At 58.2% G+C, this 19,731-nt stretch carries 14 protein-coding genes; 9 read left to right on the top strand and 5 right to left on the bottom strand.

The annotated features are described in order from the left end of the window. Positions 1–85: 85 nt before the first annotated feature. From DBR18_RS25340 to flgA, 4 genes are all read right to left on the bottom strand, one after another. Positions 86–832 (bottom strand): flagellar brake protein, encoded by a 747-nt coding sequence (locus DBR18_RS25340; RefSeq protein ID WP_108592372.1) that lies wholly within the window; start codon positions 830–832, stop codon positions 86–88. A 92-nt stretch (positions 833–924) separates the two neighbouring features. Next, entirely contained in the window at positions 925–1,392 is a 468-nt protein-coding gene (locus tag DBR18_RS25335) for a flagella synthesis protein FlgN (protein WP_108592371.1), read from the bottom strand. Positions 1,393–1,441: 49 nt separating this feature from the next. After that, positions 1,442–1,768, bottom strand: a complete 327-nt coding sequence (gene flgM / locus DBR18_RS25330) for a flagellar biosynthesis anti-sigma factor FlgM (protein ID WP_064588763.1) — start codon at positions 1,766–1,768, stop codon at positions 1,442–1,444. A gap of 160 nt (positions 1,769–1,928) precedes the next feature. Beyond that, entirely contained in the window at positions 1,929–2,690 is a 762-nt protein-coding gene (flgA, locus tag DBR18_RS25325; RefSeq protein ID WP_108592370.1) for a flagellar basal body P-ring formation chaperone FlgA, read from the bottom strand. Between the two features lie 82 nt (positions 2,691–2,772). Between flgA and DBR18_RS25320 the strand changes: the two genes are divergently transcribed. From DBR18_RS25320 to DBR18_RS25285, 7 genes are all read left to right on the top strand, one after another. Continuing rightward, complete coding sequence (locus DBR18_RS25320) at positions 2,773–3,705, top strand: chemotaxis protein CheV (RefSeq protein WP_007963055.1); 933 nt, start codon at positions 2,773–2,775, stop codon at positions 3,703–3,705. A gap of 46 nt (positions 3,706–3,751) precedes the next feature. Beyond that, positions 3,752–4,579 carry a protein-glutamate O-methyltransferase CheR gene (gene cheR, locus DBR18_RS25315; protein WP_007963053.1) on the top strand — a complete coding sequence of 276 codons (828 nt, stop codon included), beginning with the start codon at positions 3,752–3,754 and terminating at the stop codon, positions 4,577–4,579. A gap of 321 nt (positions 4,580–4,900) precedes the next feature. Continuing rightward, positions 4,901–5,308 carry a flagellar basal body rod protein FlgB gene (gene flgB, locus DBR18_RS25305; protein WP_108592368.1) on the top strand — a complete coding sequence of 136 codons (408 nt, stop codon included), beginning with the start codon at positions 4,901–4,903 and terminating at the stop codon, positions 5,306–5,308. Between the two features lie 3 nt (positions 5,309–5,311). Then, the gene (gene flgC, locus DBR18_RS25300) at positions 5,312–5,755 is read left to right on the top strand and encodes a flagellar basal body rod protein FlgC (protein ID WP_003227217.1); all 444 of its coding nucleotides are present in this window, start codon (positions 5,312–5,314) and stop codon (positions 5,753–5,755) included. 15 nt (positions 5,756–5,770) lie between these two features. Beyond that, complete coding sequence (gene flgD, locus DBR18_RS25295) at positions 5,771–6,496, top strand: flagellar hook assembly protein FlgD (RefSeq protein WP_108592367.1); 726 nt, start codon at positions 5,771–5,773, stop codon at positions 6,494–6,496. A gap of 30 nt (positions 6,497–6,526) precedes the next feature. Further along, positions 6,527–7,867, top strand: coding sequence for a flagellar hook protein FlgE (gene flgE / locus DBR18_RS25290; protein WP_108592366.1), 1,341 nt, complete (start codon positions 6,527–6,529; stop codon positions 7,865–7,867). Positions 7,868–8,199: 332 nt separating this feature from the next. Further along, a complete protein-coding gene (locus DBR18_RS25285; protein WP_108592365.1) occupies positions 8,200–13,338 on the top strand; it encodes a calcium-binding protein in 5,139 nt (1,712 codons plus the stop codon). 171 nt (positions 13,339–13,509) lie between these two features. On the opposite strand, the gene DBR18_RS25280 is transcribed toward DBR18_RS25285, so the two are convergent. Continuing rightward, positions 13,510–16,404, bottom strand: coding sequence for a ribonucleoside-diphosphate reductase subunit alpha (locus DBR18_RS25280; protein WP_108592364.1), 2,895 nt, complete (start codon positions 16,402–16,404; stop codon positions 13,510–13,512). Positions 16,405–17,261: 857 nt separating this feature from the next. On the opposite strand from DBR18_RS25280, the gene DBR18_RS25270 reads away from it, so the two are divergent. Both DBR18_RS25270 and DBR18_RS25265 read left to right on the top strand, forming a co-directional pair. Then, complete coding sequence (locus tag DBR18_RS25270; protein ID WP_108592362.1) at positions 17,262–17,984, top strand: response regulator; 723 nt, start codon at positions 17,262–17,264, stop codon at positions 17,982–17,984. Beyond that, positions 17,981–19,591 (top strand): ATP-binding protein, encoded by a 1,611-nt coding sequence (locus DBR18_RS25265; protein WP_108592361.1) that lies wholly within the window; start codon positions 17,981–17,983, stop codon positions 19,589–19,591. Before DBR18_RS25270 ends, DBR18_RS25265 begins: the two co-directional genes overlap by 4 nt. The last annotated feature ends 140 nt before the right edge of the window (positions 19,592–19,731 follow it).

Genomic DNA, 19,731 nt, shown 5'->3' with positions numbered 1-19,731 from the left:
CAGGTGTTCGGTGCTGGCAGAAAAATTTCCGCCATAAAAAAGGGCAGTCCCGCCAGGGACTGCCCTTTTTCATTGTGCACGCGGATTACAGATCGTCTTTATCGAACCGGCGAGCTTCACGTTGCAGCTGATAAACGAAGCGCTCGACGTTGCGCGCCGCCTGGCCACTGATGTTGTGGAAGCGCAGGCCGGCAAACGTGATGTTGAGCTTTTCTTCGAAATGCAGATAACGCAGTTCGACCGAGATGGGTTGATTGCCGAACAGCGGGGTGGCGATCATGCGGTCATAGACCTGGCCCAGTTGCAGGCGGTCGGTGATGTCGCCTTCAAAGCGCAGCTTGCAGCCGGTGGCGGATATATCCAGCAGCTTGCCGTTGATCGGCGCCTTGAGCTTTTCGCCGCCAAGTTCGACGCTGACCAGGTCAGTCAGCTTCAGGGCTGCGCGAAAGGCGTTGCGGCGCTGGTGGTAAATCACTTCGCTCGGCAGCTCGCCGGTGTAGAAACGGTCGCCATCCGATTCTTGAATGTCCAGCGTGCCAGTGCATTCCCAGGCGATGCGCACACCTTCGTGGAAGCCTTCGACCTTGAACGGTTCGCCAGCCAGCAGGAAGCGTTCACCGTCGCGCGGGATCATTTCATCCAGGGCGATGGTGGCGGTTTCGCGGTCGACCTTGATCAGGTAGCTCTGAAAGCGCTGACTGCGTTCATGGAAAGTGATGATCAGCGGATCGTGGCTTTCTTGCAGCTGGCGCAGGTTGCTGGAGATTTCCAGGGGCGTGGTCAGCACCTTTGGTGGCTGCGGAGTATCATCCGCGCTTAGGGCGTTTGGCACGTTTTCTCAATCTCCAGACAAAATTTGACTACGACTAGCCAGCATTTTGCCAGCATGTTTCGCGTGTTGATAGTGCAGGCACATCGAATGGCTCACGCCTGGCTGAGCGTACGCGGCTTGGCGGGTTTGGCGAAAGTGCCCGTGGCGTCATACAACGCTGGCGGCTCGCCCCCGGTGAGGATTTTCAGTTGATTGGCCGTAGCGGCCTGCTGGATCTGGATCGACTGGCCATTCTTGACGTTTGTTGCCTGGCACTGGGCAATCAGGTCGGTCAGCACATCGCTCTGGGACAGCAACTGGTCGCCAATACTGGAGTGGCTGGCCAGTTGCTCCAGGCCCTGACGGTCGAGCGGCAGGTTGAGGCTGGCAAGGATTTCGCTGCGCTTGCGGCCATGCTGTTCAAGCAGAATGATCAATGCCTGTTTGCGCGCCAGAATATCTTCGAGCAAGGGCATGTCGCGACCGTGCAAGGCGAGGGACTCGGTTTGCAGTAACTCCAGCAATTGTTGAGCTGGAGCAAAGTCGTCGGTGATCAGTTGCAATAAATTAGTGTCGTGCATGGCTGGCCTTGGGTTCTAAGCGTCCAAAAGCCTGGCGCAGGCAAAAAGCCTAGCGCTGGGCTTCGAAGTTGAGCAGTTTGCTGGCTACACGGTTGCTGTCGACTTTATAGCTGCCATCGGCAATCGCTGCTTTCAACTCGGCCACGCGGGCTTTGTCGACGGCAGGCTGATCGCGCAGCTTGTCAGTGACCTTCTGCAACTGTTGAGCCTCATTGCTGAGGTGTACCGATTCCCCGCTTTTTGCGGTACTGGCCGTTTCGGCCGGGGTATTCAGCGGCGCGGAGGTGCCGGTTTCGGCGGTTTCCTTGGCGTTGCTGGTACGTGTACTGCCCGTAAGTGACGAGGAGCTGTTCAAACGGCTGAAATCGATGACCATGTTAAAAACCTCTGGGAATTTGGACGCTTGCCATGTTCTCGGCCATTCCCTGGAAAACTTTAGGCTCACTTTGCAATGAGCTGCATGCGCCGAAGCGTGTCTCGCCTGGGCACAGTTTAGGGAAGCGTCGGGGTCGGCGCCAGTTTTCTCCTTGAGCGTTTTACATGGCCACTTCCACCTGGCCCGGCGCGATGACCTGCGCCTTGATCACCCGGTTGGAATTGAGGTTCTTTACACGGATCTGTTCTTTCAGACCGCCATTGGCCAGGGCTTCACCGGGCATGCGCACGGCAAGCGTACCGCTGCGGGCGGTGATGACGACCTGATCACCCTTGCGCACCACTTCGGCCTGTTCCATGTGCACGAGGGTAATCACCTGATCGGCGACCGTTGGTCGGGTTAATTTCTGTCCGATCGCTTCGTCTACCGACGTCAAAAAACCTTGATTGATCTGACTGACGTCGCGTTCACGCAAGGTCACGTCCTGCGGCCCGATAATCCCGGCGCGTTTGAGTGGACGGGTGGTGGTGACAATCTCGCGAAACAGGCGGACTTGAGCGGGCACGAACACCGTCCAGGGCGAGCTTCCCTCGCAGCGGACCTTGACCGTTACCCGCCCCAGCGGACGTGCCGGACTCTCCAGTGACGCTGTCAATTCCTTGTCGCACATAGGCATGCGCATACGCGGGTCGAGCTGGTTGACCTCGATTTCGTAACGGCCTTCCGTTTGACTGGTAGCCAGATAGTCTTCTACGGTGAACTCAAGAAAGCCCTGAGTGACGCCGATAAGCATGTCAGGCAAGGTAACCGTATCAGCACCGGCAGGGCTGCCAGCGAAAAACAAGCAGACGGCAGACACCGCGCACAGCGCTTTGCGGGTGCGGGAGGTCAGGCGTCGAAAAAATGTCGTTTGAGCGTTCATACGAGTTAAAAAGCAAGCGCCGTGCCGTTTAGCAATGAATGTGCGTCGCAACAACACTTGGCGTTGATGTAGGAGTCTGGGCATGGCTGGTGTAATGGATTCGGTGAACCAGCGCACGCAACTGGTAGGGCAGAATCGCCTGGAGCTGCTGTTGTTCCGTCTCGACGGTCAGCAGCTCTACGGCATCAACGTGTTCAAGGTGCGGGAAGTGCTGCAATGCCCGTCGCTGACGTTGATGCCCAAGTCCAGTCCTGTGGTGTGCGGGGTGGCGAATATCCGGGGGGCGACCATTCCGATCCTTGATCTGGCAATGGCGACCGGTTCCGGAGCGTTGAAAGACAAGAACAGTCCGTTCGTGATCATCACGGAGTACAACACCAAGACCCAGGGGTTCCTGGTCCGCTCGGTGGAGCGCATCGTCAACATGAACTGGGAAGAGATCCATCCGCCGCCCAAGGGCACGGGGCGCGATCACTACCTGACCGCTGTGACTCGGGTCGACAATCAGTTAGTCGAAATCATCGATGTCGAGAAGGTGCTGGCGGAAGTCGCGCCGACGCCGGAAGCGATTTCGGTCGGCGTGGTCGATGTCGAAACCCAAAGCAAGGCGTTGTCGCTGCGGGTGCTGACGGTCGATGACTCGTCGGTGGCGCGCAAGCAGGTCACGCGTTGCCTGCAGACGGTCGGTGTCGAAGTGGTGGCGCTGAACGACGGCAAGCAGGCGCTGGATTACCTGCGCAAGCTGGTCGATGAGGGAAAGAAGCCGGAAGAAGAGTTCCTGATGATGATTTCCGACATCGAGATGCCGGAGATGGACGGGTACACCCTGACGGCGGAAATCCGCAACGACCCGCGCATGCAAAAGCTTCATATCATCCTGCATACTTCGTTGTCGGGGGTATTCAATCAGGCGATGGTCAAGAAAGTCGGTGCCGATGACTTTTTGGCCAAGTTCCGTCCTGATGACCTGGCATCCCGGGTAGTCGACCGGATCAAAGCAGCAGATATCAGCTAGGGGCCTTCTGCCCCTGGCGGTCAACACGATTTAAGAGGCGGCATCATTGTCTACGGGTAATTTGGATTTCGAACAGTTCCGGGTCTTCCTGGAAAAAGCCTGTGGCATTTTGCTCGGTGAAAACAAGCAGTACCTGGTCTCGAGCCGTCTCAACAAACTGATGGAGCAGCAAGGCATCAAGTCCCTGGGTGAGCTGGTACAGCGCATCCAGACCCAGCCGCGCAGCGGTTTGCGCGAGCAGGTGGTCGATGCCATGACGACCAACGAAACCCTGTGGTTTCGTGACACCTATCCGTTTGAAGTCTTGAAGAACAAGGTACTGCCCGAGGCGATCAAGGCCAGTCCCAACCAGCGTCTGCGGATCTGGTCGGCGGCGTGCTCGTCGGGTCAGGAACCGTATTCGCTGTCGATGTCGATCGACGAGTTCGAGCGCAGCAACCTCGGCCAGCTGAAGATGGGCGTGCAGATCGTTGCCACGGACCTGTCCGGCAGCATGCTGACCAACTGCAAGACCGGCGAGTACGACAGCCTGGCGATCGGCCGCGGTTTGTCCGCCGATCGTCTGCAGCGCTACTTCGACCCGAAAGGGCCGGGGCGCTGGGTGATCAAGGCGCCGATCAAGAACCGGGTGGAATTCCGTTCGTTCAACCTGCTCGACAGCTACGCGAGCCTGGGCAAGTTCGACATCGTGTTCTGCCGCAACGTGCTGATCTACTTCTCCGCCGAGGTGAAGAAAGACATCCTGTTGCGCATTCACAGCACGCTGAAACCGGGCGGGTACCTGTTCCTTGGCGCTTCCGAAGCGCTGAACGGTTTGCCGGATCATTACCAGATGGTTCAGTGCAGCCCGGGGATCATTTACCAGGCCAAATGATTGCATCGGCAACAGCAAAAAACGGCAGGCCCGCAAAGGCCTGCCTTTTTTTATGCCTCTCACATCCCCTCTGTAGGAGCTGCCGAAGGCTGCGATCTTTTGATCTTAAAAAACAAGATCAAAAGATCGCAGCCTTCGGCAGCTCCTACAGGCGGAGGCAAGCGGCAGAAAAGCGGCATTCAGCGGAAGCCGTTTGCCGCTTTTCTGGCATTGCCGCATTGCCGATGCCGCGCAAAGCCCCGGTTTTCGGGGGTTTTTCGCATTGGCACGCGGCTTGCTAAAGCTCAGGTACGAAAAACCGGTCACCCGAAGGTTCCCGACATGAGCATCAGCTTCGATAAAGCGCTCGGCATTCACGAAAAGGCATTGGGCTTCCGCGCCCAGCGTGCCGAAGTGTTGGCCAACAACATCGCCAACGCCGATACCCCGAACTACAAGGCTCGGGATCTGGACTTCTCCAAAGTGCTCGAAGCACAGACCCAGAAGAACGCCAACGGCACCATCGCCCTGAACATGACCAACAGTCGTCACATCGAAGCTGAAGGCGTGGGCAATGGCGACGAGTCGCTGATGTATCGCACGCCGATGCAGCCTTCGATCGACCAGAACACCGTTGATGCTCAGCTTGAGCAGTCGAATTACGCGGAAAACGCAGTCGGCTTCCAGGCCAGCTTCACCCTGCTCAACAGCAAATTCAAAGGGCTGGTCTCAGCCCTGCGCGGAGAGTAATCCATGTCCCTGTCCAGCGTTTTCAACATTGCCGGCAGCGGCATGAGCGCACAAACCACGCGTCTGAACACCGTGGCTTCGAACATCGCCAACGCCGAAACCGTCTCTTCCAGCATCGACCAGACCTACCGTGCCCGTCACCCGGTATTCGCCACCATGTTCCAGGGCGGCCAGAACAGCGGCAGCAACTCGCTGTTCCAGAGCCAGGACGCAGCAGGGCAGGGCGTGCAGGTGCTCGGCGTGGTCGAAGACCAGAGCAACCTCGAAGCGCGCTACGAGCCGAACCATCCGGCCGCTGATGCCAAGGGCTACGTCTACTACCCGAACGTCAACGTGGTGGAAGAAATGGCTGACATGATTTCCGCGAGCCGGTCGTTCCAGACCAACGCCGAAATGATGAACACCGCCAAAACCATGATGCAGAAGGTACTGACCCTCGGTCAGTAATAAGGGGCGACTGCCATGAGCGTTACCGATACCACCAGCAGCCTGAGCATGAAGGACATCCTGGCGAACTCGTCGAAGAAGACCGGTTCGACCACCGATGGCATTGCTTCGGCCACGAACAGCTCCACCGGCGGCCAGGCCCTGGGCAAGGACGCGTTCCTGCAACTGCTGGTTACCCAGTTGAAGAACCAGAACCCGCTCGACCCGCAGGACAACAGCGCCTTCGTTGCGCAGTTGGCGCAGTTCAGCAGCCTTGAGGGCATCACCACCCTCAACAGCACCGTCAGTTCGCTGGCCGGCAACTACAACTCCTCGCAAGCCTTGCAGGCGTCGTCGCTGGTCGGTCGCAACGTGATCGTACAGACCAACAGTGTGCAGATGGACGACCCGAGCAAGGGCATGACCGGTTCGGTCACCGTTCCGTCATCGATTGCCGGCGGCACGGTCACCATCACCGACAGCAGCGGTACTGCGATTCGCACCATCGATCTGGGCAGTCGCGCTGCAGGCAACGCGAGCTTCACCTGGGACGGCAAGGACAAGGACGGCAATCTGGTCAAGGCCGGTACTTATACCGTCAAGGCCAACGCATCGATCAATGGCACCTCCACCGACCTGGCGACCTACCTGCCAGCGACGGTCACCAGTGTCACGATCAGCCAGACCGGCGGCGAGCTGATGCTCAACCTGTCCGGCAAGGGCACCGTTGCCCTGTCCAAAGTACAAACCATTGGTATATAGAGCCGACTAACCGGCACAAAGGAGTGGAATATGTCTTTCAATATCGGCCTTAGCGGTCTCTATGCAGCCAACAAACAACTGGACGTGACCGGCAACAACATCGCCAACGTCGCGACCGCCGGTTTCAAATCGTCCCGTGCAGAATTCGAAGACGTCTACTCGGCCACTCGCCTGGGCAGCGGCAGCAAGGTCATCGGCAACGGTGTGCGCCTGGCCAACGTCTCCCAGCAGTTCACTCAGGGTGACATCAACAACACCGGTAACGTGCTGGACATGGGCATCAACGGTTCCGGTTTCTTCACCATGAGCAACAACGGCTCGATCACCTACACGCGGGCTGGTACGTTCAAGGTCGACAACAACGGTTTCATCACCAACACCGACTACACCTCGCGCCTGCAAGGTTACGGTGTGGACGCCAATGGCAAGATCATCAACGGCGTATTGACCGACCTGAAGATCGACACATCGAACCTCGCGCCGAAGTCGACTTCGCTGGTGACCTCGACCATCAACCTGAACTCGTCGGCAACAAAAATCGTCGATACGGGCGCCAACGCTGTCGTGTTCGATCCGACCAAGCTTGCGACGTACACCAAGTCGTTCAGTACCCCGATCTATGACACTCAGGGCAATTCGCACGTCATGGATCAGTACTTTGTGAAGACTGATGACAATACCTGGAAGGTTTACACCCTGGTGGATGGGCGCAATCCGGACGCTACCGGTAGCGATCCAAGCGATCCTGCCACTCCTCCGGTTGCTTCGACACTGACCTTCGACAGCTCTGGCAATCTCACTCAGGTCAGCACGCCTAACCCGGCAGATTCGACCAAGCCGATCATCAGCAGTGACTTGAAGCTGACCGGCTGGGTGCCGGGTACCGTGACTAACGGCAAATTCACGCCTAACGGCGCGGCTGCCAACTCGAATGGCGTGACCATTTCCATGGCCAAGACCACTCAGTTCAACGCTGATACCGCGCGTTCAATTCCGACTCAGGATGGTTATGCCACTGGCCAGATCACCAACCTGACCATCGACGGTACCGGTACGCTGTTCGCCAACTTCAGCAACAACCAGAGCAAGGCCATCGGCCAGGTTGCGCTGGCCAGTTTCACCAACGAACAAGGTCTGCAGGCAGTCGGCGGTACCAGCTGGAAAGAGACTTTCGCCTCGGGTATCCCGGGTTACGATGCGCCGGAAACCGGAACGCTGGGTTCGATCGCGTCCAACTCGCTGGAAGAGTCGAACGTTAACCTGACCAACGAGCTGGTGGACCTGATCAAGGGCCAGAGCAACTATCAGGCGAATGCCAAGACCATCTCGACTCAGAGCACCATCATGCAGACCATCATTCAGATGACCTGATTGCGGGAGCTGGCTCTACTAAAAACCGACGCCCTGGTGCGTCGGTTTTTTTTTTGCGTAAACGGCATTTGATTTTTCAATTCTCTACCGTTCGTCGACTCGTCTGGTGTGGAACTTGCTGAGGCCACGAGTAACAAGCGGTGCTCGTCAAATTTTCGTACGGTCTGCCTCACATTGCAGCGACAGGCTGCTCGGAAACGGATGTCATAAAAAACACTGCCTCGCCTGCTCAACCTCACAAATAATCAAACCCAGTACACCTTCAGAGAGGGTCAACCCCGGAGCGTCTGGCGTTTCTGCGTAGTTTCGACACACAACACAAGGAAGATGTAATGGCAGTTATAAATGGCACCAACGCGGCAGATACCCTGGTGGGTACCGCGGGTGATGATCAGATACGTGGCTTTGCCGGTGATGACATTTTGAATGGTGGCGCCGGCAATGATGTGTTGATGGGCGGGGAGGGGGCCGACCAGATCAATGGAGGCGCGGGGATCGACATCGCCAGTTATGAGGATGTGACCAACGTCATCCCGGTGACGCTGAACCTCAAGACGGGTGTACACACCGGTGCCGCCAAGGGTGATACGTTCACTGACATCGAAGTTTTCAGGGGTACGAATTGGGGGGATACCTTCGTCAGTGGCGCCGCCGCCGATAGCTTCGATGGCCTGCAGGGTGGCGATGTCCTTGATTACTCAACGTCGGCTCAGGCCATCAGTATCGTCTCGGCCGTTGCTGGAGCGGGCACTGGCACGGGTGGAGACGCTCAGGGCGATACGTTCACCAACGTGGAAACTGTCATCGGTTCGGCCTTCAACGATACATTCACCCTCACCGGTGGTGGATTGACCCTCAATGGCGGCGCGGGCAATGACGTCTACATCATCAATGGCAATACCAACGCCAGCATCATCGAAGCCTTCGGCGGTGGTGACGACGAAGTTCGCACGACACAGAACACCTCGTACCTGGCGGCCAACGTCGAGCGCCTGACCTTCACGGGTACGGGTAACTTCAAGGGTGTCGGTAACGCAGGTGACAACATCATCACCGGCGGTGCGGGTGACGACGTATTGACGGGTGGTGCAGGGGCTGACCAGTTGATTGGCGGTGCCGGTTTCGATATCGCCAGCTATGAAGAAGTCGTGAATGGCATCGGCGTGACCCTGAACCTCAAAACCGGTGTAAACACAGGTATCGCCTTGGGCGACAGCTACTCCGGTATCGAACTCTACAAGGGCACCAACTACGGTGACACCTTCGTCAGCGGTGCAGCAGTCGATAGTTTTGATGGCCTGCAGGGCGGCGATGTCCTCGATTACTCAACCTCGGCGCAGGCCATCAGTATTACTTCGGCCGTTGCTGGAGCGGGCACTGGCACGGGTGGTGACGCTCAGGGCGATACGTTCACCAACGTGGAAACTGTCATCGGTTCGGCCTTCAACGATACATTCACCCTCACCGGTGGTGGACTGACCCTCAATGGCGGCGCGGGCAATGACGTCTACATCATCAATGGCAATACCAACGCCGGCATCATCGAAGCCTTCGGCGGTGGTGACGACGAAGTTCGCACGACACAGAACACCTCGTATCTGGCGGCCAACGTCGAGCGCCTGACCTTCACGGGTACGGGTAACTTCAAGGGTGTCGGTAACGCAGGTGACAACATCATCACCGGCGGTGCGGGTGACGACGTATTGACGGGTGGTGCAGGGGCTGACCAGTTGATTGGCGGTGCCGGTTTCGATATCGCCAGCTATGAAGAAGTCGTGAATGGCATCGGCGTGACCCTGAACCTCAAAACCGGTGTAAACACAGGTATTGCCTTGGGCGACAGCTACTCCGGTATCGAGCTCTACAAGGGCACCAACTACGGCGATACTTTTGTCAGCGGCGCTGCTGCTGATAGCTTCGACGGTCTTCAGGGTGGCGATATTCTCGACTATTCGACCTCTGCCCAAGCCATCAGCATTCTGTCTTCCGCGGTGAATGCGGGCACAGGCACTGGTGGTGACGCTCAAGGGGATTCGTTCATCAACGTGGAAACCGTGATCGGCTCCGCGTTCAACGATACCTTCACCCTCAATGGCGGTGGGCTGTCGTTGAATGGCGCGGCGGGTAATGACGTCTACATCATCAATGGCTATTTCAACGGCGCCATTATCGAGGCTGCTGGCGGCGGTATTGACGAGCTTTTTACCAACCAGGCTGACATGACCCTGGCAGCCAACGTCGAACGCCTGACCTACACGGGCACGGGCAACTTCACCGGTCGTGGTAACGCGGGCGAAAACATCATTTCTGGTGGCGCCGGCAATGATGTGCTCATCGGCGGCGCAGGTGCTGACCAGCTCATTGGCGGCGCCGGTATGGACACCGCGAGTTATGAAGATGAAAGGACGGGTGCCGGTGTCACCATCAATCTGAAGACAGGTGTGCATACCGGTCTGGCTCAGGGCGATACCTTCTACAGCATCGAGGCCATTCGTGGTTCAGCCTATGGCGATACCTTCTTCGCCGGAACGGGCGCCGACATTCTGGATGGTGCGGGTGGTCTGGACAAACTAGACTATTCCCTCTCCGATCAGGCAGTCAACATCACCGTCGCCAATGGCGCCGGTACAGGCTTGGGAGGCGACGCTCAGGGTGATCAGTTCAGTAACATGGAGTGGGTTATCGGTTCGGCATACGGCGATCGGTTCACTGTCAATGCAGGCCTCACGGTGGCTGTTGGTGGCGCTGGCAACGATGTCTACGTCGTCGACGGCACGGGCGGATTCAATATCGTTGAAGTGGCAGGCGGCGGCGATGACGAGGTGCGTACCAGTCAGATCAGTGCCGGGTTACACGCAGAGGTCGAGCGTCTGACCTATACCGGTAGCGGCAATTTTACCGGGCGCGGTAATGCCAGCGACAACATCATCACCGGTGGTGCAGGCAATGATGTGCTGTCGGGTGGCGCAGGTGCTGACCAGCTCATCGGTGGTGCTGGTATCGATACCGTGAGTTATGAGGATGATGCCAGTGGTGCAGGGGTAACGCTCAATCTGAAAACGGGTGTGCACACTGGAATAGCGGCCGGGGATACCTTCTCCGGTATTGAAGCCTTCCGTGGTTCAGCCAATGGCGATACGTTCGTTGCCAGTTCTGCTGTTGATACCCTCGATGGTGCCGGCGGCGTCGACAAGCTGGATTATTCCGGTTCTGCGCAAGCCATCGTCATGTCTGTCGCCAATGGCGGTGGCGTTGGGAGTGGCGGTGATGCGCAGGGCGATGTGTTCAGCAACTTCGAGAACATCATCGGGACCGCCCAGGATGATCAGTTCACCCTTACCGCGGGCTCGATGACGTTCACCGGTGGTGCGGGCAACGATGTCTACATTGTCAACGGTAACTACACCCTGAATGTCATTGAGGGCGTCGACGGCGGGTATGACGAAGTACGTACCAGTCAGGCCGACGTGACACTGGCAAACAATGTCGAGCGCCTGACCTATACCGGTGTTGGCAATGGCACTTTTACCGGCCGGGGCAATGCGAGCGACAACGTCATCACTGGCGGCAGCGGCAATGATTTGCTTATGGGGGGTGGCGGTGCGGACCAGTTGATCGGCGGGGCCGGCACGGACACTGTCAGCTATCAGGACGATTACAGCGGTGCTGGCGTGACGCTGAACCTCAAGACCGGCGTACACACCGGGATTGCGGCCGGGGACACTTTTTCCGGAATCGAAACGTTCCGTGGCTCATCCTTCAACGATATCTTCGTTGCAAGTGCCCAGGCCGATGTCCTTGATGGTGCTGCTGGAACCGCCGACAAGCTGGATTACTCCAGTTCTGCCCAGGCTGTCGTCATGACGGTCGCCAATAACGCCGGCACGGGCGTCGGTGGCGATGCGCAGGGCGATGTGTTCAGCAATTTCGAGAACATTATCGGGACAGTCTTCGACGATCAGTTCACGGTTACGGCCGGAACCATGACATTCAGTGGTGGCCTGGGTAATGACGTCTACTTTGCCACCGGCACAGGTTCGGTACTGGTCAACGAACTGACGGGTGAGGGGGACGATGAGGTCCGTACCAATCAGGTCAACTACACCCTGAACGCAGAAGTGGAGCGTCTGACTTATACCGGCACCGGTAACTTCATCGGTTTCGGTAACGCCGGCGACAACATCATCACCGGCGGTGCAGGCAATGACACTCTGTATGGTGGTGCGGGTGCGGATCAACTGATTGGCGGGGCAGGTTTTGATATCGCCAGTTATGCCGACAGCGGTTCGGTGGTTATCAGCACCAAAACCGGCGTTGCCAATGGCGGATCGGCTGCCGGGGATACTTACAGCGGTATCGAGCAAATCAACGGTTCCAATAATGGCGATATCTTTATTGGCGGTGCTGGATCGGATCGGTTTGATGGTGGCCTCGGTGTCGATTTCCTGAGTTTTGCTTATGAAACCGAGGGCGTTACCTTCAATCTCAGTGCTCCTCTTGTGACGGGGGCTGGTGCGGGAGATGTGTACACCTCCATTGAAGCCTTTCAGGGCTCCAGTTATGCGGACACCTTCACTGGTAGTGCCGGCGCGGTTGAGAGTTTTGTTGGCGGCGGCGGTGCGGATGTGCTGACGGGCGTGGGGCGCGGTGATGCCGCGTGGTACGTCAACAGCGCTGCCGCGGTTCAGGTGAGCCTGCTGACCGGTGCTGGCACCGGGGGCGATGCCGAAGGCGATGTGTTGAGCAACATCGATAACCTGGTCGGTTCCGCGTTCAACGACACGCTGACGGGTAACGCATTGGCCAACATGATTGAGGGCGGAGACGGTAACGATATCATCGACGGAGGTGACGGCAATGACATCCTCTACGGCAATAGCTTTACCATTACCGGTGCATTGACGGGCGTGTCCTCGACCGACAATCAAGCAGATATCATTCACGGCGGCAATGGTAACGACTACATTTCTGGCTACGTGCGCGACGTTGGTTCGATCTATTACGGGGATGCCGGCAATGACAAGATCACCGTCGTTTCCGGTATCGCCGATGGTGGCGATGGCGATGACGAGCTGATAGCTATCGGTAATGGCTACGAGCTGCGTGGCGGAGCGGGTAACGACAAGTTGTACCTGAGCGCGTCGGGTGATGGCTATGGTGGTGAAGGAAGCGATCAGTACTTCGTGTCCTCAAAAACCATGGTGGCGATTTTTGATGAGGGCAGCTCGGGCAACGACACGGTTACCCTGAAGAATATTCAGACGTTCAGTGACGTCGTACTCAAGTCCAATGACCTGGGAGTCTATATCTTCAATAAAGCGGATTTCCAGAGCGGCAATCTGAATTCCGGTGTATTCCTGAAGGACTGGAATGCGGGCGCCAATACCATCGAGAAGTTCTACACCAACAACGGTGAATCCTTCACCATTCCGGTTGTTGGACAGGCAATGTCTGAAGCATTCACGGTGTGATGATTAACTAGCGACAACAGAAAAACGGCGAAGCCTGCTTTCAGGTTTCGCCGTTTTTTTGCTTCGATTTTTATTCCAGACAAAAGAAAACCCCCGACAAACCGGAAGTCTGTCGGGGGTTTCTTTTGCCTGGAGGAATCAGGCGTCTCGCAACGCCTGATTCAGCTCAGCTTATTGGCAAGCTTCGCAATCCGGCTCGTCGATCGCGCAAGCCTTTGGCACTGGAGCTGGACCTGCCGGAGCGGCCAGAACCGAATCGTCGCCGTGGTTGCCGCCGCTGGAAACAGCGTTCAGCTTGCCGGTGTTGATGGTCGACTTCTCGGTGCTGGTTGCGGCCAGGGCACGGAGGTAGTAAGTGGTTTTCAGGCCACGGTACCAGGCCATGCGGTAGGTCACGTCGAGCTTCTTGCCCGATGCACCGGCGATGTACAGGTTCAGCGACTGGGCCTGGTCGATCCACTTCTGACGACGGCTGGCGGCGTCAACGATCCACTTGGTGTCCACTTCGAACGCGGTCGCGTAGAGCTCTTTGAGTTCTTGCGGGATGCGCTCGATCTGCTGAACCGAACCGTCGTAGTACTTCAGGTCGTTGATCATGACCGAGTCCCACAGACCGCGAGCCTTCAGGTCGCGAACCAGGTACGGGTTGATCACGGTGAATTCGCCCGACAGGTTCGATTTCACATACAGGTTCTGGTAGGTCGGTTCGATCGACTGCGATACGCCGGTGATGTTGGCGATGGTGGCGGTCGGTGCGATGGCCATGATGTTGGAGTTACGAATGCCTTTCTGTACACGGGCGCGAACCGGTGCCCAGTCCAGGGTCTCGTTCAGGTCAACGTCGATGTACTTCTGGCCGCGCTGTTCGATCAGGATCTGTTGCGAATCCAGCGGCAGGATGCCTTTGGACCACAGCGAACCGTTGAACGTCTCGTACGCGCCACGCTCGTCAGCCAGGTCGCAGGATGCCTGGATCGCGTAGTAGCTGACCGCTTCCATCGACTTGTCGGCGAACTCGACGGCGGCGTCGGAACCGTAGGCGATGTGCTGCAGGTACAGAGCGTCCTGGAAGCCCATGATGCCCAGACCGACCGGACGGTGCTTGAAGTTGGAGTTCTTCGCTTGCGGCACCGAGTAGTAGTTGATGTCGATCACGTTATCGAGCATGCGCACGGCCGTGTTCACGGTGCGTTGCAGCTTGGCGGTGTCCAGCTTGCCGTCGACGATGTGGTTCGGCAGGTTGATCGAGCCCAGGTTGCAAACGGCGATCTCGTCCTTGTTGGTGTTCAAGGTGATCTCGGTGCACAGGTTCGAGCTGTGAACCACGCCGACGTGCTGCTGCGGGCTACGCAGGTTGCACGGGTCTTTGAAAGTCAGCCACGGGTGGCCGGTTTCGAACAGCATGGAGAGCATTTTGCGCCACAGGTCTTTGGCCTGGATGGTCTTGAACAGCTTGACCTTGCCCGGGTACTCGGTCAGGGCTTCGTAGTACTCGTAACGCTCTTCGAAGGCTTTACCGGTCAGGTCGTGCAGGTCCGGCACTTCGGAAGGCGAGAACAGGGTCCACTTGCCGTCATCGAAGACACGCTTCATGAACAGGTCAGGGATCCAGTTGGCGGTGTTCATGTCGTGGGTACGACGACGATCATCACCGGTGTTCTTGCGCAGTTCGATGAACTCTTCGATGTCCATGTGCCAGGTTTCCAGGTAGGCACACACAGCGCCTTTGCGCTTGCCGCCCTGGTTAACGGCTACGGCGGTGTCGTTCACTACTTTCAGGAACGGAACCACGCCTTGCGATTTGCCGTTGGTGCCCTTGATGTACGAACCCAGAGCACGAACCGGCGTCCAGTCGTTGCCCAGGCCGCCAGCGAATTTGGACAGCATGGCGTTGTCGTGAATCGCGTGGTAAATGCCCGACAGATCGTCCGGAACGGTGGTCAGGTAGCAGCTCGACAGCTGTGGACGCAGGGTACCGGCGTTGAACAGGGTCGGAGTCGAAGCCATGTAGTCGAAGGACGACAGCAGGTTGTAGAACTCGATCGCACGGTCTTCTTTCTGCTTCTCTTCGATCGCCAGGCCCATGGCCACGCGCATGAAGAAGATCTGCGGCAGTTCGAAACGCACGCCATCCTTGTGGATGAAGTAACGGTCGTACAGGGTCTGCAGGCCCAGGTAGGTGAATTGCTGATCGCGCTCGTGGTTGATCGCCTTGCCCAGTTTTTCCAGGTCGAAGGTGGCCAGCACAGGGTTCAGCAGTTCGAACTCGATACCTTTGGCAACATAGGCCGGCAGCGCCTTGGCGTACAGGTCGGCCATTTCGTGGTGAGTGGCGCTTTCGGCCACTTCGAGGAAGCCCAGGCCTTCGGCGCGCAGGGTGTCCATCAGCAGGCGGGCGGTAACGAACGAGTAGTTCGGCTCACGCTCAACCAGGGTGCGTGCGGTCATCACCAGTGCGGTGTTGACGTCGTTCAGGGCTACGCCGTCATACAGGTTTTTCAGGGTTTCGCGCTGGATCAGGTCGCCGTCGACTTCAGCCAGGCCTTCGCAGGCTTCGGTAACGATGGTGTTCAGGCGGCCCATGTCCAGCGGCGCGAGGCTGCCGTCGGCACGGGTGATACGGATCGACGGGTGCGCGTTGACCGCAGCTTCTACCGGAGCGTGGGCAGCGCGTTCTTTCGAACGGCCGTCACGGTAGATCACGTAGTCGCGAGCGACTTTCTGCTCGCCGGCACGCATCAGGGCCAGTTCGACCTGGTCCTGGATTTCTTCGATGTGAATGGTGCCGCCCGACGGCATGCGACGCTTGAAAGTCGCGGTGACCTGTTCGGTCAGGCGGGCAACGGTGTCGTGGATTCGCGACGAAGCGGCAGCGGTGCCGCCCTCAACTGCGAGAAACGCTTTGGTGATAGCGACGGTGATCTTGTCATCGGTGTAAGGAACGACAGTGCCATTACGCTTGATCACGCGCAGTTGACCAGGCGCGGTGGCGGCCAGATCCGAATTCGAATCGGCGGCCTGCGGCAAGGTGCCCTGCGGGTTCTCGCGAGTTGTGTCGGTTTGCATGGGTGTCTCCACGTTCTCTATGTTTGTTTGGGCACCATGAAGGTGCCCACCGTTCCGTCCTGAAGCACTACAACCGGCACGCGCCGGGCATAACGACTTCGGGACAGTTCAGGAAGGGGGCCTTGTGGGCGCCGCTTCCATGCCGAAGTCTTCGGTTCGCGCTTTACGCGTGAAACCGCATTCCTTTCGGGGAGCAGATTCGTCACTGCAACACCCGTACCGTTATCGTCGTGGTCGACCGAAAAACGGTAGCCATCCGCAGGCGCGGTTTGGGCTTCTGAAAATACGTTTGGTTCAACCCGACAATGGCAATAAAAAGCCTTGAATTCACTGTCCGGTTTGTGTTTGGTTTTTTAGCGCCAACCCCTACATGTAGGGTTTTTTTGCGCACGGGCTACAAGATAATGCGTTTCGGGGGCGTATTGCAACGTATAGCCTGTGGATAAACCTGTGCGTAAATTGTGTGCGAAAGGGCTGATTCGCGTGTAGGCCACGAACCTGCTGAGCTAGACCGTTTGTCACTGTTTTTCACTCGGGAAAAACGCTTCAGCGGATTTTTAAGGGCGCGAACCCTATCACAAAAAACCGCCGTGTCCGAACGCATTTGCCGACTTGTGTTCTGGCTGTACGCCGTTTATACAATCGGGCGGTGTTTACCCATTCTTATCCTCCCCAAAGATGACAAAAAGACCGGAGGATCCGAATCTGCGGGCAACCGCGCACCTGTGTAGGAGCTGCCGCAGGCTGCGATCTTTTGATCTTGCTTTTTAAAGTCAAAAGATCGCAGCCTGCGGCAGCTCCTACAGGGGGCAATGCGTTTCTGCCTTATTAATAACAACAGCAAGCAGAGGTCACTGGTGGAGCAAGAAGCCTGGCAGGTATTGATAGTCGAGGACGACCAGCGTCTGGCCGAACTTACTCGCGAATACCTGCAAGCCAATGGATTGCGCGTGGACATCGAGGGCAACGGTGCGCTGGCGGCGGCGCGAATCATCAAGGAGCAGCCGGACCTGGTGATCCTCGACCTGATGCTGCCCGGTGAAGATGGTCTGAGCATCTGCCGCAAGGTACGCGACCGTTATGACGGGCCGATCCTGATGCTCACCGCGCGCACCGACGATGCCGACCAGATCCAGGGGCTGGACCTGGGCGCCGACGATTATGTGTGTAAACCCGTGCGTCCACGGTTATTGCTGGCACGGATTCAAGCCTTGCTGCGCCGCAGTGACGCCGCCGAGCCGGTCGCGGAAAAAAGCCGTCGCCTGCAATTCGGCCCTCTCGTGGTGGATAACGCCTTGCGTGAAGCCTGGCTCAGTGACAACGGCATCGAACTGACCAGCGCCGAATTCGATCTGCTCTGGCTGCTGGTATCGAATGCCGGGCGGATCCTCTCCCGCGAAGAAATTTTTACCGCGCTGCGCGGCATCGGTTACGACGGCCAGGATCGCTCGATCGATGTGCGCATCTCGCGCATCCGCCCGAAAATCGGCGACGACCCCGATCATCCGCGCCTGATCAAGACCGTGCGCAGCAAAGGCTATCTGTTCGTTCCTGAAGCCTGCGTGGATCTGGCCCTGTGAACTCGATCTTCCTGCGCATCTATGGTGGCATGTGCGCAGCGCTGATTCTGGTGGCGGTGCTTGGGGTGCTGGCGCTGCATCTGCTCAATCAGGTGCGCAGTGAGCAGTACCGCGAGCGCCTGGCCCACGGCACGTTTTCACTGATGGCGGACAACCTGCAGCCGATGAACGAAACCGAGCGCCATCGGGCGTTGCTGGTGTGGGAGCGGCTGCTGGGGATTCCGCTGGCACTGAAGAAATTTTCCGAGACTGATCTGGATCTCTCTCAACGCGCCCGGGTGCAGCGCGGCCAAGCGTTGGTGGAGCAGACAGGCCCGCATGCGGCGCGAGTCTACAGACTGGTCAGCGATAAGGAACAACTGGTGCTCACCGGCGACGTGCAGCAGATCAGTGAGCAACTGGCCCGCGCGACTATTTATTTGCTGGCCGATGAACTGGTGCGTTTTCCAGTGGGCGAACAACCCAAGCGGCTGGCGCAATTAAAGGAAGAGAAGGGCTTCGGTTTTGATCTGCGACTGGTCACGGTGAACGAGGCCGACATGGATGAAGACCAGAGCCGCCGCGTGTCAGAAGGCGACACGGTGATGGCGCTGGGCAAGGGCGGCGACTCGATCCGGGTGTTTGCCGGCATGGTCGGCACGCCGTGGGTGCTGGAGATCGGCCCGCTGTATCAGATGAATCCGTACCCGCCGCAATGGCTGGTGCTGATCGCCGCCCTCGGTCTGACTTTGATCGGTCTGATCGTTTATCTGCTGGTGCGTCAGCTCGAACGGCGTTTGCGTGGCCTTGAGGCGGCAGCCACGCGCATTGCCAAGGGCAGCCTGGAAACCCGCGTGCCGGCACGAGGGGCGGACTCGGTGGGGCGTCTCGCATCGGCATTCAACGGCATGGCCGAGCACTTGCAGCAGTTGCTGGCGATCCAGCGCGAACTGGTGCGTGCGGTGTCCCATGAACTGCGTACACCGGTGGCGCGCCTGCGTTTCGGCCTGGAGATGATCGGCTCGGCGACCACCCCGCAGGCGCTGGAGAAGTACCGCGAGGGCATGGATCACGATATCGAGGACCTCGATAAGCTGGTGGACGAAATGCTCACCTACGCGCGGCTGGAGCAGGGTTCGCCAGCGCTGACCTTTCAACGCATCGACCTCGATGCGCTGGTCAATCAGGTGATCGAAGAGCTGGCGCCGTTGCGCGCCGAGGTCACGGTGCAGCGCGGGTTGTGCCTGTCGGCTGCGGACAACGATGGCGCCTGGGTCGAGGCCGAGCCGCGCTTCCTGCACCGGGCATTGCAGAACCTGGTGAGCAACGCGATGCGCCATGCGCGCTCGAAAGTCACGGTGAGTTATCAGGTCGGGCAGTTGCGCTGCCGGGTGGATGTCGAAGATGACGGGCCGGGTGTGCCGGAATCAGCGTGGGAGCGCATCTTCACGCCGTTTTTGCGTCTGGACGACAGCCGTACCCGGGCGTCGGGCGGGCATGGGCTGGGGTTGTCGATTGTGCGGCGGATCATCCACTGGCATGACGGTCGGGCGCTGATCAACAAGAGCAAGAGTCTGGGTGGTGCTTGTTTCAGTCTGAGCTGGCCGAGGAATCAGGAGCGCCGTTGAGTTTTGTGGTGGTTTTGCCGGCCCCAATCGCTGGCAAGCCAGCTCCCACAGTGTCCGTGGTGAGCACAGATTCTGGATACACCCCTGAAACCTGTGGGAGCTGGCTTGCCAGCGATGGGGGCCTCACCGGCGCTGAAAAA

Origin of the sequence: Pseudomonas sp. HMWF021 (assembly GCF_003061005.1) — a bacterium.
In the GTDB taxonomy this organism is placed as follows: Bacteria; Pseudomonadota; Gammaproteobacteria; order Pseudomonadales; family Pseudomonadaceae; genus Aquipseudomonas.
Note: the sequence above shows the minus strand (reverse complement) of the source record. Positions and strands in the feature narration are given on the sequence as shown.